Here is a 16222-nt window from a genome sequence, read left to right as displayed (position 1 = left end):
GGGCGGCGTGGACCTCTCCCGCGCGCACGCCCAGTCCCTCGACGCGGCCGACCCGCTGGCCGGGTTCCGGAGCCGCTTCGCCGGCGCCGGGGAGGACGGCGTCCTCTACCTGGACGGCAACTCGCTGGGCCGGATGCCTCGGGAGACGCCGGCGGCCCTGGCCCGCGTGGTCGAGGAGGAGTGGGCCCGCGGGCTGGTCGGCTCCTGGTCGTCGTGGATCGGCGCGGCCACCCGCATCGGCGACCTGCTGGCCGAGGGCGTGCTGGGCGCCCGCGCCGGCGAGGTGCTGGTGAGCGACTCCACGTCGGTGGACCTCTACAAGCTCCTGGTCGCCGGGGTCGACGCGCGGCCGGGCCGGGACGTGCTGGTCTGCAGCGCCGACGACTTCCCGACCGACCGCTACATCGTGGCCGGGGTCGCCCAGGCGCGCGGCATGACCGTGCGGGAGGTCCCGGCCGACGTCGACGACGGGCTGGACCCGGCGGTGCTGGCCGCGGCGCTCGACGAGCGGGTGGCCGTCGTCGTCCTGTCCGCGGTCGCCTACCGCTCGGGCGCGCTGGCCGACGTCGCCGCCGTCACGAGCGCCGCGCGGGAGGTGGGCGCACTCGTCCTCTGGGACCTCTCGCACGCCGCCGGCTCCGTTCCGCTGGACCTCACCGCCGCCGGCGCCGACCTCGCCGTGGGGTGCACGTACAAGTACCTCAACGGCGGGCCGGGCGCGCCGGCGTTCCTGTACGTGCGCCGCGAGCTGCAGGAGCAGCTGCGCCAGCCGATCTGGGGCTGGTTCGGCCAGCGGGACCAGTTCGCGATGGGGCCGGCCTACGACCCGGTGCCGGGCATCGAGCGGTTCGGCGTCGGGACGCCGCCGGTGGTGGCGATGGCCGCGGTGGAGGTCGGCGCCCGGCTGGTCGCCGAGGCCGGGATCGAGGCGCTGGCGGCCAAGGGCCGCGCGATGGGCGAGCTGACCGTCGCCCTGGCCGACGCGTGGCTGGCGCCGCTCGGCGTCACCCTGGCCTCACCGCGGGACCCGGCGCGGCGGGGCACGCACGTCACCCTCGCCCACCCGCAGGCCTGGCAGCTCACCCAGGCGCTGATCGACCGCGGCGTGGTCCCCGACTTCCGGACGCCGGACCGGGTGCGGCTGGGCCCCGCGCCGCTCTACACCCGCTTCGTCGACGTGTGGGACGCGATGGACTGCCTCCGCGAGATCGTGGCGACCGGCGCCCACGAGGCCTTCCCGGTGGAGCGCACCCGCGTCACCTGAACGGCCCTCGTACAGGGCCCCGCCGCGAGCTCGCGAGTGGTGGGGGGCACGAGGGTCCTGCTTCACTCCGGGTCGGGGACGCCGATCGGGTTGCGGTCGGGCCACAGCCCCGCAGCGAGGACGGCGCGCCGCAGCGGCACCAGCAGCTCGGCCAGCCGGTCGCACCCCACGTCGCCGAGCTCCCGCCACGGGCCCAGCGCCAGCCGGTCGGTGTCGGCCTCGACGGCGGCCACGATCGCGGCGCCCTCCGCGGTGAGCTCCTCGCCGGCCAGCCAGCCGCGACCGGCGAGGTCCGCGGCGGCGGCGTCCCACGCAGCGGCGTCCCACCCGCGGGCGCGCATGAGCCACTCCTTCTCCGTCCGGCCGGCCGCGGCGGCCAGGACGTGGGCGCCGACCCCGCTGATCTCCCGCTGCAGGAGCGCGGCGTCGTGCCCGTCGCCCCGGTGCTCCCGCAGCGTGGTGAGCGACTGCCACAGCGCCAGGTGCGCCTCGGCGGGGACCGGCAGGCCGGCGTTGGCCGCGGCCAGCGGCCGTCCGGGCAGGTCCACCGCCGCGGCGGCGACCCCGGCCAGCTCGGCCGCCTCGGCCGCGGCGGCCGGCCCGTCCTCGCCCAGCACCCGGCGCAGCGCCGCGTCGACCCCGGCCAGCCGCGCGGTGAGCGCCTGCTCCGGCGTCACCGCCTGCCAGACCGCCGGCACCCGCCGCGCCACGAACGCCGGTGCGAAGTTGTAGAAGGTCGCCGTCACCACCTCGGGGCCGACCGGCCCCAGCGGGGCGGCTCGCATGGCGAAGTAGGCCGACCAGAAGCCGGTCAGCCCGGCGGCCTCGGCGACCGACCGGGACTCGTCGGCGAAGTAGGTCAGCGCGTGGACCGGCTCCGCCAACGCCCACAGGCGCCGGGCCGTCGCCGGCGAGGTCACGGGGAGCCCCTGCTCCCCGGCCCCGTCCCGGGTCCCGCCCTGAGCTCGCGGAGGGTGGGGAGGACGGGGTCCTCGCTCACGCGACCTCCTCGCCGGCGCGCCGCACGGCCGCCTGGCCCACGCCCGCCCGCTCGCTGCCCTTCTCCGGCACGCCGAGCCACTCACGCCACCGCGGGTCGACGGTGCGGGCGCCGAGCAGCCGCCAGGCGGCTCCGCTCGGGGTCCGGGGCGGGTGCGGCAGCTTCCAGCCGAGCTCGGCCAGCGACCGGTCGGCCTTCGTGTGGTTGCACCGGCGGCAGGCCGCGACCACGTTGTCCCAGGTGTGGGTGCCCCCGCGGCTGCGGGGGACGACGTGGTCGATGCTGGTCGCCGAGCTCCCGCAGTAGACGCAGGAGGAGCCGTCCCGGGCGAAGACCGCGCGCCGCGACAGCGGCACCTGCGCCGGGTAGGGGACGCGCACGTACCGGGTCAGCCGCACCACGACCGGCACCGGCAGGGTGACCGTCTCGGAGTGGACCTGCTCGGTGGCGGTGTCCACCGACACCGCCTTCTCGGCGAGGACGAGCACGATGGCGCGGCGGCTGGACACCACGCACAGCGGCTCGTAGGTGGCGTTGAGCAGCAGGGTCGCTGCCGTCGTGGCCCGCGGTGAGGCGGGCGCCAGTGGGTGGTGGGGTGGGTCGTGCCGCTGACCTGGATGGCCGGCGGGCGACCCCGTTGCATGACGCGGCACGAGGCACCTCCGAGCGCCCGCGTGCCGCGCGCCGGGTGCAGTGCGACCCGTGGGCGCCCCCATTCTGACCTGCGACGCCGCATCCGCGCTGCCGGGAACCGTCCAGGGCCTCGATACCGTGACCCGGGTGCGCTATCCCGACGCCCCCCGGCTCGACCTCGTCGAGCACCTCCACGGCACCACCGTCGCCGATCCCTACCGCTGGCTGGAGGACCCCGCCGACGCCCGCACGGTGGCGTGGACGCAGGCCCAGGACGCCCTGACCGCCGACCAGCTGGCCGCCCTGCCGCTGCGCGACCGGTTCGCGGCCCGGCTGGCGGAGCTGGTGCACGCCGGCGCGGTCGGCGTCCCCGTGTGGCGGTCCGGCCGCGCGTTCTCCACCCGTCGCGACCCGGGGCAGGAGCACGCGGTCCTGCGCGTGCGCGAGCCCGACGGCACCGTCCGGGTCCTGGTCGACCCGACGGCGATCGACCCCTCGGGCACGACGACGCTCGACGCGTGGTCGCCGTCGTGGGAGGGCGACCGGCTGGCCTACCAGCTGTCCACCGGCGGCGACGAGGAGTCGCGGCTGTACGTCCTCGACGTGGCCACCGGCGAGCAGCTGGACGGCCCGGTCGACCGCTGCCGGTACTCCCCCGTCGCCTGGCTGCCCGGCGGCGAGGAGCTGTTCTACGTCCGCCGGCTGGCCCCCGAGCTGGTGCCCGCGGGCGAGGAGCAGTTCCACCGGAGGGTGTGGCGCCACCGGGTCGGTGCCGACCCCGACGCCGACGCCCTGGTGCACGGCGAGGGCAGCGACCCCGCGACCTACTTCGGCGCGCGCACCAGCCGCGACGGCCGCTGGCTGGTGGTCTCCGCGTCGGTCGGCACCGCTCCGCGGGACGACGTCTGGCTGGCCGACCTCGCCGGGGAGGGCGTCCTGCGCGAGCTGCAGGTGGGGGTCGACGCGCAGACCGCCGCGTGGGTGGCCCGCGACGGCCGGCTGTGGCTGATGAGCGACCGCGGCACGCCCCGCTGGCGGCTGGCCGTGGCCGACCCCGCCGACCCGGGCACCTGGGCGCCGGAGGCCTGGCGGGACGTCGTCCCCCAGCAGGAGGACGGCGTGCTCACCGACGTCGCCCTCGTCGACGGCGCGGACGGCGGCCTGCAGGTCCTCGCCGTGCACTCGGTGGACGCCACCGACCGGCTGTCGCTGTGGGCCGGGAACGGCTCCGGACGCGTCGCCGAGCTCCGCCGGCCCGGCGCGGGCAGCATCTCCGGGGTCAGCTCGCCGCCCGAGGGCGGGACGACGGCCTGGATCGGGTACACCGATCACGCCACGCCGCCGTCGGTGTACCGGTGGGACAGCGCCGCCCCGGCGGAGCTGGCCGGCTGGGAGCGGGCGCCGGTGGCCGGCGAGGTGCCCGAGGTGCACGTCGTCGAGACGCACGCGACGTCGGCCGACGGGACGCCGGTGCACCTGTTCGTGCTCTCCCCGACCGGACGGCCCGACACCCCGCGCCCGACGGTCCTCTACGGCTACGGCGGCTTCAACGTGGCCCTCACCCCGTCCTACACGGCGCAGGCGCTGGCCTGGGTGGCCGCGGGCGGCGTGTGGGCGGTGGCCAACCTGCGCGGCGGCTCCGAGCACGGCGAGGAGTGGCACCGGGCGGGGATGCGCGAGCGCAAGCAGAACGTGTTCGACGACTTCGCCGCGGCCGGCGAGCACCTGGTCGCCGAAGGCTGGACGACGCACCGGCAGCTGGCGGTGATGGGCGGCTCCAACGGCGGCCTGCTGGTCGGGGCGACGCTGACCCAGCGGCCCGACCTCGCCGCCGCCGTCGTCTGCAGCGCGCCGCTGCTGGACATGGTCCGCTACGAGCTCTTCGGCCTCGGCCGGACGTGGAACGACGAGTACGGCACAGCCGAGGACCCGGTCGAGCTGGGCTGGCTGCTCGGGTACTCCCCGTACCACCGGGTCGTCGAGGGCACCGCCTACCCGGCGGTGCTGTTCACGACCTTCGAGTCCGACACCCGCGTCGACCCGCTGCACGCGCGCAAGCTCGCCGCGGCCCTGCAGCACGCGACCAGCTCCGAGGCGCCGGTGCTGCTGCGCAGGGAGACCGAGGTCGGCCACGGGGCCCGCGCGGTCAGCCGGACGGTCGGGCTGGCCGCCGACCAGCTGGCGTTCCTCGCCGCGCACACCGGCCTGACCGGCTGAACGCGGCGGGCCCCGTCCCCCCTCTGCGACGGAAGGGGGACGGGGCCCGCTCTCGGCCTTCGCAGGCCACCGTCCCGGCCCCGTCCAGAGGCTCGTCGCGAGCCTGCGAGCGGTGAGGAGGACGGGGTCCTTGCTCAGTCCTGCTGGAAGTAGAGCTGGTCGAGGTCGACCTCGCCCTCGATGATCCCGTCCTGCTCGCCGAGCTGGAGCAGCTTCTCGACCGACTCCTGGTTGATCTCGCTCTGGTAGGTCGGCAGGGTCAGCTGCTGGGCGATCTCCGGGGAGATCTGGGTGTAGGTGCCCAGCACCTCACGCACCTGGTCGGGGTTGGCCTGGGCGTACTCCTGGGCCTCGACCATCGCGTCGGCGAACTGCTGCACGACCTCGGGGTTCTCCGCCGCGTACTGGTCGGAGGTGAAGTACCCCGCCACGGTCAGGTCGTCGTCGGTCTCGGTGTAGGGCGCCGAGACGCGGCGCAGCCCCTGGCTCTCCCCGACCGTCGCCGACGGCTCGACGGCGAAGGCGGCGTCCACCTGACCGGTGCTCACCGCGGCGGGCATGTCCGGGAAGGGGATCTCGACGAACTGGATGCTCGAGGGGTCACCGCCGGCCTGGCGGACGCTCTCCCGGACGACCGTGTCGCTGATGTTGTTGATCGAGTTGATCGCGACCCGCTTGCCCGCCAGGTCGGCGGAGGACTGGATCGGGCTGTCGGCCGGGACGACGACGGCGGCGAAGTCGTCCTCGGCGTTGCCGGTCGCGCCGGGGCCCGGGGCGACCAGGGCCAGCGGGACGCCGCGGCCGGTGGCCTGCAGCAGGCTGGTGATGTTGGAGAAGCCGAACTGGGCCTCCCCGTTGACGACGGCGGGCACGATCGCCGCGCCGCCCTGGGCGAGGAACGGCTCGACCTCCAGGTCGTGCTGCTCGAAGATGCCCTGCTGGATGCCGAGGTAGAGCGGGGCCACGTCCACGATCGGGATCGCGCCGACCCGGATCTGGGTGGGGCCGGACTCGCCGCCGCCACCGGAACCACCGGAGTCCTCGTCCCCGCCCCCGCAGGCGGCGAGCACCACGGTGCTCGCCAGGGCGAGGGCCATCCACGTACCACGCACAGGTCCTCCAGGGTGTTTCGTCGCCGGACACGTGCAGGACACGGATCCGACGCATGGTCGGCGGCGATCGTCAGATCGGTGTCGCGGCTGCGTCAACACGGCCGCCGGAACCGCTACCGAATCGTGGCCGGACGCCCGGACCTCCACGATGTGGTCCCACGGGGGGCCGGAACCTGAGAGTATTCCCCGTGATGACTGCATCACCCTCCGTGCTCGCCGCTGCCGACGACGGCCTGACCGGATCCGTGCCGGACTGCGCCGACTACTGGCTGTGCCAGAAGGTCTACGACTGGTTCGGGATGGACTGGCTGGCCCAGAACGCCCAGGCGCTGATCGCCAAGCCGGCCAAGATCCTGCTGATCGTCGTCCTCGCGACGGTGGTGCGGGCGCTGGCGCACCGCGCCATCCGCCGGCTCACCGACTCCACCGCCGGCGGCGCGGTGCCGGTGATCCTGCGGGCCCGCCGGGTCCGCGCCTCCGCGCCCGGGGAGGCCGGTGAGCACGTCGCGGCCCGGCGCACCCAGCGCGCCGAGGCGATCGGGTCGGTGTTGCGCAGCTTCTCGTCGATCGTCGTGCTGGGCATCGCCGTGGTGCTCGTCCTGGGCGAGCTGGGCATCAACCTGGCGCCGATCCTGGCCAGCGCCGGCGTGGTGGGCGTGGCGCTGGGCTTCGGCGCGCAGAACCTGGTGAAGGACTTCATCGCCGGCATCGGCATCATCCTGGAGGACCAGTACGGCGTCGGGGACGTCGTCGACCTCGGCGAGGTCAACGGCACCGTGGAGGCCGTGGGGCTGCGGATCACACGCCTGCGCGACGTCAACGGGGTCGTGTGGTACGCCCGCAACGGCGAGATCCTCCGGGTGGGGAACATGAGCCAGGGCTTCGCGCAGGTGGTCATCGACATGCCGGTCGCCCACGGCACCGACCTGGAGCGCTGCCGCACCGTCCTGCAGGAGGTGGCCGACGAGATGTACGCCGAGGAGGAGTGGGCGCCGGTGCTGCTCGCAGCCCCGGAGTCCCTCGGCGCCGAGCAGATCACCGCCGAGGGCGTCGTCATGCGGCTGCAGGTGCGCAGCACCAGCGCCGACCAGTGGCGGGTCGGCCGCGAGCTGCGCATGCGGCTCCAGGAGCGCTTCGTCCTCGAGGGGATCAAGACCCCGCTGCCCCTGGCGGGCGCGGTGCCCGGCGCGCGGGCGGGGGCGCCCTGACCGGGGGTGCGCCGGCGGGCCAGGGCCCGGCCGGCGCCACGCGCGCCCGCCCGGCGAGCTTCCGCTCGGTCTTCGCCGTGCGGGAGTACCGGCCGCTGTTCGGCAGCTACCTGCTGTCGACGATCGGTGACGAACTGGCCCGCGTCGCGCTGACCGTCCTGGTGTACCAGCGCACCTCCTCCCCGCTGCTCTCGGCGATCACCTTCGGGATCAGCTACCTCCCGTGGCTGCTCGGCGGCCCGCTGCTGTCCACCCTCGCCGACCGGTTCCCCCGGCACCGGGTCCTCATCGCGACCGACGTCGCCCGGGCCGTGCTGGTCGCGGCCATGGCGGTCCCCGGGACCCCGCTGCCGGTGCTGCTCGGGCTCCTGCTGCTGGTCGCGCTGGGCTCGCCGCCGTTCGAGTCGGCCCGCTCCGCGCTCATGGCCGACGTCCTGGACGGTGACCGCTACGCCGTGGCGACGTCCCTCACCAACGTCGTCGGGCAGGTGGCCCAGGTCGTCGGCTTCGTGCTCGCCGGCGCCCTCGTGGCCGTGCTCTCCCCGTCCGTGGTGCTGCTGCTCGACGCCGCCACCTTCGTCCTCTCCGCGGTGTGGCTGTGGGCGGGCCTGCAGCGCCGGCCGGCCCCCGACGACGGCGGGGACGCCGACGGCCCGCGCTCGGTCTGGCGGGACGCCGCCGACGGGCTGCGGCTGATCGGCCGGACGCCCCGGCTGCGCGCCATCATCGCGCTGACCTGGATCGGCACCCTGTTCGGCAACGCCTCCGAGGGCGTCGCCGCCCCCCTGGTCGACGAGCTGGGCCAGGGCGCCACGCAGGTCGGCATCCTGCTGGCCGCCAACCCCCTCGGCGCCACCGTCGGCGGGCTGGTGATCGCCCGCGCCGTCACCCAGGACCGGCGGGAGCGCCTGGTCCCGGGTCTGGTGCTGCTGTCCCTGGCGCCGGTCCTGCTGGCCGGGTTGGTGGCGGTGTGGGGCGACCCGGGGTGGGGCGCCTACGCCCTCGTGGTGGCGCTGGTGTTCGTGGCCGGGCTCGGGGCGGCGTGGCAGATCCCGCTCAACGTCGCCTTCGTCCAGGCGGTGCCGCAGGCCTACCGCGGGCGGGCCTTCGGCGTCGCGGTCAGCGGGCTCTACGGCGTCCAGGGGCTGGGCGTGCTCGCCGCCGGACTCGCGGCGGAGGGGATGTCCTCGGGCGCGGTGGTGGCCCTCATCGGGGGCGTGGGGCTGCTGGCCGTCGTCCCGCCGCTGCTGGCCTACGGACGTACCCAGGGTCACGTGGCAGCGGGCGCCGCGGCTGCGGGACGATCGGTGTCATGAGCCGTTCCCTGCCCTCGGCGCGGACCTTCTACCAGGAGGTCGGCGGTGCGCCGACCTTCGAACGGCTCGTGGCCCGCTTCTACGCGGGGGTGCGCACCGACCCGGTGCTCGCGCCGCTGTACCCCCAGGACGACTGGGACGGCGCCGAGGCCCGCCTGCGCGGGTTCCTCGAGCAGTACTGGGGCGGCCCGACCACCTACTCCGAGCAGCGCGGCCACCCGCGGCTGCGGATGCGGCACGCGCCCTTCGCCATCGGCCCGGCCGAGCGCGACGCGTGGCTGGCCCACATGCGCGACGCCGTCGACTCCCTCGAGCTCACCGCCGAGCAGGACGCCACGCTCTGGGGTTACCTGGAGATGGCCGCGCGCAGCATGCAGAACCGCTGGCCCGACGACACCCCCGGCGACCTCTCCATCGTCTAGAAGGACCTCCCTGCCCCCCGCCACTCGCAAGCTCGCGGCGGGTCCCTGCAGGGAGGCCGCCCGTCCTCCCGACCCCTCGCGAGCTCGGGGTGGGACCCGAGACGGGGCCGCACGCCCGCACTACTCCTCGAGGAGACCGGTGAGCCCTGCCCGCACGTTCCGCACGTCCGGCCCCGACTGGTGGCGGGACGCCGTCTTCTACCAGGTCTACATCCGCAGCTTCGCCGACGGGAACGGCGACGGCGTCGGTGATCTCGCCGGCATCCGCGCGCGGCTGCCGCACCTGGTCGACCTCGGCGTCGACGCGCTGTGGATCACGCCGTTCTACCCCTCCCCCATGGCCGACCACGGCTACGACGTCGCCGACCCCCGCGACGTCGAGCCGGCCTTCGGCGACCTCGCCGAGTTCGACGCCCTGCTCGCCGAGGCGCACGCCGCCGGCATCCGGGTGACCATCGACCTGGTCCCCAACCACAGCTCGCACCAGCACGAGTGGTTCCAGGCGGCGCTGGCCGCCGCCCCGGGCTCGCCGGAGCGGGCGCGGTACGTCTTCCGCGACGGCCGCGGCCCGGACGGCGCCGAGCCGCCCAACAACTGGCCGTCGGTCTTCGGCGGCCCGGCGTGGGACCGGGTGCCCGACGGGCAGTGGTACCTGCACCTGTTCGCGCCCGAGCAGCCGGACCTGGACTTCACCAACCCCGAGGTGCTCGACGACCTCGAGACGACGATGCGGTTCTGGCTCGACCGCGGCGTCGACGGCTTCCGCATCGACGTCGCCCACGGCATGGCCAAGCCCGAGGGCCTGCCGGACATGCAGCCGATGGAGGACACCGGCCTGCTCGACGACCACGGCCCGGGCGACCACCGGTTCGACGACGACGGCGTGCACGACGTGCACCGGCGGATCCGCGCGGTGCTCGACCGGTACCCGGGCACCATGGCCGTGGGCGAGGTGTGGGTCTCCGACGACGACCGGCTCGCGCAGTACCTGCGCCCCGACGAGCTGCAGCTGGCGTTCAACTTCAAGCTGCTGACCGCCGACTGGGCCGCCGAGGACCTCCGGGACGCCGTCGTGCACTCGCTGGCCACGGTCGAGGGCACCCCCGCCCCGGCGTGCTGGGTGCTGTCCAACCACGACCGCCCGCGGCACGTCACCCGCTACGGCGGCGGGGAGCTCGGCACCCGCCGGGCCCGGGCCGCGGCCCTGCTGCAGCTGGCCCTGCCCGGGGCGGCCTACCTCTACAACGGCGACGAGCTCGGCATGCCCGACGTCGACCTGCCCGACGAGGCGCTGCAGGACCCGATCTGGGAGCGCTCCGGCCACACCGAGCGGGGCCGCGACGCCTGCCGCATCCCGGTGCCCTGGTCGGGCAGCGAGCCGTCCTACGGGTTCTCCGCCCGCCGGGACACCTGGCTGCCGATGCCCGAGGGCTGGGGCCCGCTGACCGCGGAGGCGCAGGCGGCCGACGCCGGTTCGGTGCTGTCGCTGTACCGGTCGGCCCTCGCGCTGCGCCACACCTCGCCGGCCTTCGACGGGGAGTCGCTGGAGTGGCTGCCGGCCCCGGACGGCTGCCTGGCGTTCCGCCGTCCGGGCGGCCTGGTGTGTCTGCTCAACGTCTCCGGGGCCGACGTCCCGCTGCCCGAGGGCGAGGTCCTGCTGGCCAGCGCCGACGTGTCCCGCGGCGCCGTCCCGGCGGACACGGCGGTGTGGCTGCGCGCCTGAAGGAGGACCACCCTTCCCCCACGCCTCGCACGCTCAGGCGGAGGGTCCCTGGAGGGCGGCCGTTCCATCGCTTCACCAGGCGCCGGCTCCGTGCGCGGGTAGCATCGGACCCGTGACGAAGCGTCGCGGGGGACGCTGACACGACGATCGACCGACCCCGTGGTCGGGGACCATGCCGGGGGAGGCCGCCCGCCCATGACGCTGCTCAAGGTCGAGGGACTCACCAAGTCCTTCGGGGGGAGGCGCGTCCTGCGGGACGTCTCCTTCAGCCTCGGCGAGGGCGAGATCGTCGGGCTGGTCGGCACCAACGGCGCGGGCAAGTCGACCCTCGGCGACATCATCGCCGGGATCACCCCGGCCGACGCCGGGGCGATGACCTTGCAGGGGCACCCCTACGCCCCCCTGTCCGCCGACGACGCCCGCCACGTCGGGGTCGGGGTCGTCGAGCAGCTGGTCCGGATCGACCCCGAGCTCACCGTCGCCCAGGCCGTGTTCCGCGGCACGCCGGAGGGCGGACGCCCGCAGGCCGAGCTGCGCGAGCCGGCCCGGGTCCTGCTCACCGAGGTCGACCTCGACGTCGACCCCGACATCCTCGTCGGGGAGCTGCCCCACTTCGTGCACCCCCTGGTGGAGACCGCCCGCGTGCTGGCCGAGGACACCCGGCTGGTCGTGCTCGACGAGGTGTCGGCGGTCCTGCTGCCGTCGGAGGTCACCCGGCTGCACGCCGTTGCCGGCCAGCTGAGCCGGCAGGGGCGGGGCGTGCTCTACATCAGCCACCGGCTGCCCGAGATGCTCGAGGTGGTCGACCGGGTGCTGGTGCTGCGCGAGGGCCGGATCGTCCTGGACAGCCCGAGCGCGTCCCTCGACCCGGTCCGGCTCGCCGCGGAGACGGTGGGCGGTCCGGTGTCGCTGCCGGTGCGCCGGGAGCCGACGGTCCCCCAGCCGGCCCCGCCGGAGGACGCTCCGGTCCCCGCACCGGTCCGGCCGGCCCCCTCCGAGGAGGTCGCGCTGCGGGTCCGCAACCTGCGGGTGCCCGGCCGGGTCGAGGGCGTCGACCTGCTGCTGCGCCGCGGCGAGGTGGTCGGGCTGACCGGGCACCGAACCTCCGGCGTCCGCGAGATCGCCGGGGCCCTGACCGGGGAGCTGCCGGCGCTCAGCGACGAGGCGGTGCTGCACGGCGAGCCGCGCTCGTTGGACCCGACGGCGGACGACGAGGCCCTTCGGCTGCCCGTCTACCGCCCCGACGACGACGCCTACGGGGTCGACCCCGGCGAGACCATCGCCCGCACGCTGACCCAGGAGGCGTGGGGCTCGCTCACCGACCTGCGCAAGGAGATCGCCACCCTGCGCAACGTGATCGACACGGTGCACAAGCTCGACGTCAAGACGCTGAGCATCCGCACCGTCTTCGGCGCCCTGTCCGGCGGTGACCAGCACAAGCTGGCGCTGGCCCGGTGGATGGCCTCGGCGCGGGACGTCGTGGTGCTGCACGAGCCCACCCGCGGCCTCGACGTCCGGGCCCGCCAGCAGGTGCGGCAGCTGCTCGACGAGGCGACCGCGCACGGGACCTCGGTCGTCGTGGTGTCGGTGGACCCCGACGAGCTGGCCGACTTCTGCGACCGGGTGGGCATCGTGGCCGGTGGCCGCGTCGCCCGGTGGATCGACACCGGCGAGCTCGCCCTCGACGCCGTGCGGGAGCGGATCGTCGAGGCCGCCACCGCCGCCGCCTGAGCAAGGACCCCCTGCCCCCCACGGACGAGGGCCGACGGGGTCGCCGGCGCCGCCCGGCCCTCGGGCCGGGGCGGCGCCGCCGCCGCGTCAGACGCTGACGGTGCCCGCGATCGCCCGCAGCTTGTGCCGGGCCAGGGCGAGGTTCGCCGTCACGCGGTTGAGCACGAGGTAGATGAACAGGCCCGCGTTGCCCTGGCCCTTGAGCACGTTGATCAGGTGGTACTGGCTCTGCAGCGTGATGAGGATGTCCTCGACCTCGTCCTTGAGCTCGAGGTCGTTGATGGTGCGCAGCTTCGCGCGCACCACGTTCGAGTTCCCGGCGGCCGCGACGTTGAGGTCGAACCCGGGCGTGCCGCCTGCGGCGAGGGCCATCCCGCTGTCGATGTCGACGATCGCGGCGCCGTTGGCGCCCTCGATCGCGAGCAGGTCGGCGATGACGTTGTCGAGCTGTGCCACGGATGGGGCTCCTGTCGTCTCGTTGGTGGGCCGCAGCGGGGTGCTGCGCACCGGGTCGGGGGGCGACCCGGCTGGAGCGGACGGACCGGGCGTCTGTCGGCGCGCGGAGTGCCGAGGGGGCGCCGGTCCTGCGCGGGTGCGCGTCGCACCGGCCGGAGCGCGGTGCGCGGCCTCCTCGTCGACGGCGGGCGGCAGGTCCGGCGGCGTCCGGTACCCGGCGTCGGGTGCCGGCTCCGGGGACCGCGGTCGCTCCGCCGGGAGCTCCCGCGGTGCGGAGCGTCCCCACGGCCACAGGGACGTCCACCTCCCGCTTGCCATGCCGTGTTCCGCCTTCGCCGAGGGGGCTCAGGAACCCCAGACAACACGCCTCCGGCAGGCCCGGCAAACCGGCCGGCGTATCTGCAGGTGAGCGCGCAGGCACCGACGGCGACGACTTCCGAGACCCGTCGGACCAGGGTCCGACGACGGTGCGACGCCGCGGTCGCCGGCCCGGGGCGGTCGGGAAGCCGGGCGGCGGACGGCGGCCGGCCCTCCGGTACGTTCCGCGGGGACCCGAGCGCGCGGGGAACCGAGCCGCCGCCGTCAGGAGGAGACCGCCGTGAAGACCAGGGATCTCGCCTACATCGCGCTCTTCGCGGCGATCACCGCCGTGCTCGGTCTGCTCCCGCCGGTGCCCGTCCCCGGCATCCCGGTGCCGATCACCGCGCAGACCCTCGGCGTGATGCTGGCCGGCTCGGTGCTCGGCGCGAAGCGGGGCGGGCTGGCCCTGCTCGTCTTCCTGGCCGTCGTCGCGGTCGGCGCCCCGGTGCTCTCCGGCGGCCGGGGTGGCCTGAGCGTCTTCGTCGGGCCGACCGCCGGCTACCTCTACAGCTGGCCGGTCGCGGCCTTCGTCATCGGCTGGCTCACCCAGCTGTTCTGGCGGCGGTTCAACCTCGCCTGGGCGCTGGTCGCCAACCTGCTCGGCGGGGTCGTCGTCATCTACGCGATCGGCATCCCGTTCACCAGCCTGTACGGCGACGTCCCCCTCTCGGCGTCCTTCACCGGCGCGCTGGCGTTCATCCCGGGTGACGTGGTCAAGGCCGTCGCCGCCTCGGTCGTGGCGGTGGCGGTGCGCCGCGCGTACCCGGTGATCGAGGTGCCGGCCCGGCGCGCCACCGCCGGCTGACGCGTGCGCTGGGGACGGCGGGGCGCGACGGCGGCAGCGCCCGCGGCGACCCTGCCGCGCACCGGGATCGAGCTGCGTGAGGTCGGTCACGCCTACGGCGAGCGGACCGTCCTCACCGACGTCTCGCTGACCCTGACCGAGTCGCGAGTGGGGGTCATCGGGGCCAACGGCTCGGGCAAGAGCACGTTCGCGCGGCTGCTCAACGGACTGGTCGTGCCGACGACCGGGACCGTGCTCGTCGACGGCCTGGACACCCGCACCCGGGTGCGGGAGGTGCGCCGCCGGGTGGGGTTCGTGTTCCAGGACCCCGACGCGCAGATCGTGCACCCCACGGTCGCCGAGGACGTCGCCTTCGGGTTGACCAACCAGGGCGTGCCGGCCGAGGAGATCGCCCGCCGGGTGGACGAGGTCCTGGTGCGCTACGGGCTGGACGGGCACCGCGACCACCCCGCGCACCTGCTGTCCGGCGGCCAGAAGCAACTCCTGGCGATCGCCGGGGTGCTCGTGATGCGGCCGGAGCGGGTGGTGTTCGACGAGCCCACGACCCTGCTGGACCTGGCCAACACCCGGCGCGTGGCGCGGGTCGTCGAGGAGCTGGAGCAGGACGTCGTCGTCGTGACCCACCACCTGGACCTGCTCGACGGGTTCGACCGGGTGCTCGTGTTCGACGAGGGCCGGGTGGTCGCCGACGGCCCGCCCGCCGAGACGGTGCCCTGGTACGTGGCCAGGATGGCGTGATGCTGTCGCTGTACCTCCCGGGCACCAGCCCGGTGCACCGCGTCCCGGCGGGGCTGAAGCTCGCGGTGCTCGCGGCGCTCGGCGTCGGGCTGTTCCTGACCGCCCGCCTCGAGGTGCAGGCGGGGGCCCTGGCCGCGGTGCTGGTGCTGGGGCTGCTCGTCGCGCGGCTGCCGGCCGGCGCGCTCGCGGCGCAGGTGCGGCCGGTGTGGCCCTGGCTGGCCGCGCTGCTCGCCGTCCACCTGCTGGTCACCGACGCCGTCACCGGGGTGACCGCCGTGCTGCGCCTGCTGACGCTGGTGCTGGCCGCCGCGGTCGTCACCGCCACCACCCGCGTCACCGCACTCGTGGCCGTCGTGGAGTGGCTGGCCGCGCCGCTGCGCGTGGTGGGGGTCCGGCCGGCCCGGGTCGGCCTGGTCATCGCGATGACGCTGCGGTTCATCCCCCTGGTGGCCGAGCAGGCCGCCCGGATCCGCGAGGCGCAGGCCGCTCGCGGCGCCGGCCGGCTGCGCGCCGGGATGCTGGTGCCGCTGCTCATCTCGGTGCTGCGGCTGGCGCACACCCTGAGCGAGGCGCTGGACGCGCGGGGGGCCGACGACGTGCCGCCGCGGCGGAGCCCGAGGAGTGCGTGATGGGCGAGCTCGCCGAGATCTGGCTGGCCGAGGCGGCCGCCGCGCCGATGCGGCGGGTGGCCTCGGCCCGGCTGCTGCCCGGGCTGGGTCTGGAGGGCGACCGCTACGCGCTCGGCGGCGGCACGTGGGCCGGCTACCCCGACCTGGAGAAGCAGCTCACGCTCATCGACGCCGGCGACGTCGCGGCCGTCGCGGCGGAGGTGGGTGCCGACCTGACGCCCGGCGACATCCGCCGCAACCTGGTCACGACCGGGATCGACCTACCCTCGCTGGTGGGCCGGTGGTTCGCCGTCGGGGACGCGCTGCTGTTCGGGGCGAAGCGCTGCCCGCCGTGCACCCACCTGGAGCGGCTGACCGGGACGCGACTGGTCAAGGCGATGGTGCACCGCGGCGGCATCAACGCGGCGGTGTTCGCGGGCGCCGTGATCGCGCCCGGCGCCCCGGTGCGAGTGGTCTACGAGGAGGAGGCCGCGCGCCGGGGCGCACCGACCGGCGCCGACCGGCCGGTGCCCCGCGTCGTCGGTGGCTGAGGAGCCGCGGCCGGACTCCGGGTGGTCCGCCCCTCACCGTGGGGAGGCACCACGGCGCGCGGGGAACCGGCCCGGAGC

Annotated in this window: 15 protein-coding genes; 11 read left to right on the top strand and 4 right to left on the bottom strand. The window is 75.6% G+C overall.

Annotation, left to right across the window (positions count from 1 at the left end; translation table 11 throughout):
• Positions 1–7: 7 nt before the first annotated feature.
• Positions 8–1264: a kynureninase gene (gene kynU / locus ACI789_RS00295; protein WP_457006158.1), complete on the top strand. Its 1257-nt coding sequence runs from the start codon at positions 8–10 to the stop codon at positions 1262–1264.
• 62 nt (positions 1265–1326) lie between these two features.
• Here the strand turns inward: kynU and ACI789_RS00290 are convergent, their stop codons facing one another.
• Both ACI789_RS00290 and ACI789_RS00285 read right to left on the bottom strand, forming a co-directional pair.
• The gene (locus tag ACI789_RS00290) at positions 1327–2184 is read right to left on the bottom strand and encodes an SCO6745 family protein (protein ID WP_457006157.1); all 858 of its coding nucleotides are present in this window, start codon (positions 2182–2184) and stop codon (positions 1327–1329) included.
• Between the two features lie 76 nt (positions 2185–2260).
• Positions 2261–2917 carry an HNH endonuclease gene (locus tag ACI789_RS00285; protein WP_457006156.1) on the bottom strand — a complete coding sequence of 219 codons (657 nt, stop codon included), beginning with the start codon at positions 2915–2917 and terminating at the stop codon, positions 2261–2263.
• A 127-nt stretch (positions 2918–3044) separates the two neighbouring features.
• On the opposite strand from ACI789_RS00285, the gene ACI789_RS00280 reads away from it, so the two are divergent.
• Positions 3045–5114, top strand: a complete 2070-nt coding sequence (locus ACI789_RS00280; RefSeq protein ID WP_457006155.1) for a prolyl oligopeptidase family serine peptidase — start codon at positions 3045–3047, stop codon at positions 5112–5114.
• A 134-nt stretch (positions 5115–5248) separates the two neighbouring features.
• On the opposite strand, the gene ACI789_RS00275 is transcribed toward ACI789_RS00280, so the two are convergent.
• A complete protein-coding gene (locus ACI789_RS00275) occupies positions 5249–6211 on the bottom strand; it encodes an ABC transporter substrate-binding protein (protein ID WP_457006154.1) in 963 nt (320 codons plus the stop codon).
• A 206-nt stretch (positions 6212–6417) separates the two neighbouring features.
• Between ACI789_RS00275 and ACI789_RS00270 the strand changes: the two genes are divergently transcribed.
• From ACI789_RS00270 to ACI789_RS00250, 5 genes are all read left to right on the top strand, one after another.
• Entirely contained in the window at positions 6418–7434 is a 1017-nt protein-coding gene (locus ACI789_RS00270; RefSeq protein ID WP_457006153.1) for a mechanosensitive ion channel family protein, read from the top strand.
• A gap of 77 nt (positions 7435–7511) precedes the next feature.
• Positions 7512–8750: an MFS transporter gene (locus ACI789_RS00265; RefSeq protein ID WP_457006152.1), complete on the top strand. Its 1239-nt coding sequence runs from the start codon at positions 7512–7514 to the stop codon at positions 8748–8750.
• Entirely contained in the window at positions 8747–9172 is a 426-nt protein-coding gene (locus ACI789_RS00260) for a globin (protein ID WP_457006151.1), read from the top strand. Before ACI789_RS00265 ends, ACI789_RS00260 begins: the two co-directional genes overlap by 4 nt.
• 139 nt (positions 9173–9311) lie before the next feature.
• Complete coding sequence (locus ACI789_RS00255; RefSeq protein WP_457006150.1) at positions 9312–10895, top strand: glycoside hydrolase family 13 protein; 1584 nt, start codon at positions 9312–9314, stop codon at positions 10893–10895.
• Positions 10896–11090: 195 nt separating this feature from the next.
• On the top strand, positions 11091–12626 hold the full coding sequence (locus ACI789_RS00250) for an ATP-binding cassette domain-containing protein (protein ID WP_457006149.1): 1536 nt from the start codon (positions 11091–11093) through the stop codon (positions 12624–12626).
• Between the two features lie 87 nt (positions 12627–12713).
• Here the strand turns inward: ACI789_RS00250 and ACI789_RS00245 are convergent, their stop codons facing one another.
• Positions 12714–13082 carry a hypothetical protein gene (locus ACI789_RS00245; protein ID WP_456921089.1) on the bottom strand — a complete coding sequence of 123 codons (369 nt, stop codon included), beginning with the start codon at positions 13080–13082 and terminating at the stop codon, positions 12714–12716.
• Positions 13083–13680: 598 nt separating this feature from the next.
• Between ACI789_RS00245 and ACI789_RS00240 the strand changes: the two genes are divergently transcribed.
• From ACI789_RS00240 to ACI789_RS00225, 4 genes are read left to right on the top strand one after another with little or no spacing between them, the layout of a single operon-like run.
• A complete protein-coding gene (locus tag ACI789_RS00240; RefSeq protein ID WP_457006148.1) occupies positions 13681–14247 on the top strand; it encodes a biotin transporter BioY in 567 nt (188 codons plus the stop codon).
• A 3-nt stretch (positions 14248–14250) separates the two neighbouring features.
• Entirely contained in the window at positions 14251–14985 is a 735-nt protein-coding gene (locus ACI789_RS00235; protein WP_457006147.1) for an energy-coupling factor ABC transporter ATP-binding protein, read from the top strand.
• Positions 14985–15614: an energy-coupling factor transporter transmembrane component T family protein gene (locus tag ACI789_RS00230; RefSeq protein WP_457006146.1), complete on the top strand. Its 630-nt coding sequence runs from the start codon at positions 14985–14987 to the stop codon at positions 15612–15614. The genes ACI789_RS00235 and ACI789_RS00230 overlap by 1 nt, the downstream gene beginning before the upstream one ends.
• The gene (locus ACI789_RS00225) at positions 15614–16144 is read left to right on the top strand and encodes an MOSC domain-containing protein (protein WP_457006145.1); all 531 of its coding nucleotides are present in this window, start codon (positions 15614–15616) and stop codon (positions 16142–16144) included. Before ACI789_RS00230 ends, ACI789_RS00225 begins: the two co-directional genes overlap by 1 nt.
• Positions 16145–16222 lie beyond the last annotated feature (78 nt).

This window comes from Geodermatophilus sp. SYSU D00965, assembly GCF_054050075.1.
The sequence above is the reverse complement of the archived record's forward strand: the minus strand, read 5'-3'. Positions and strand labels throughout refer to the sequence as shown.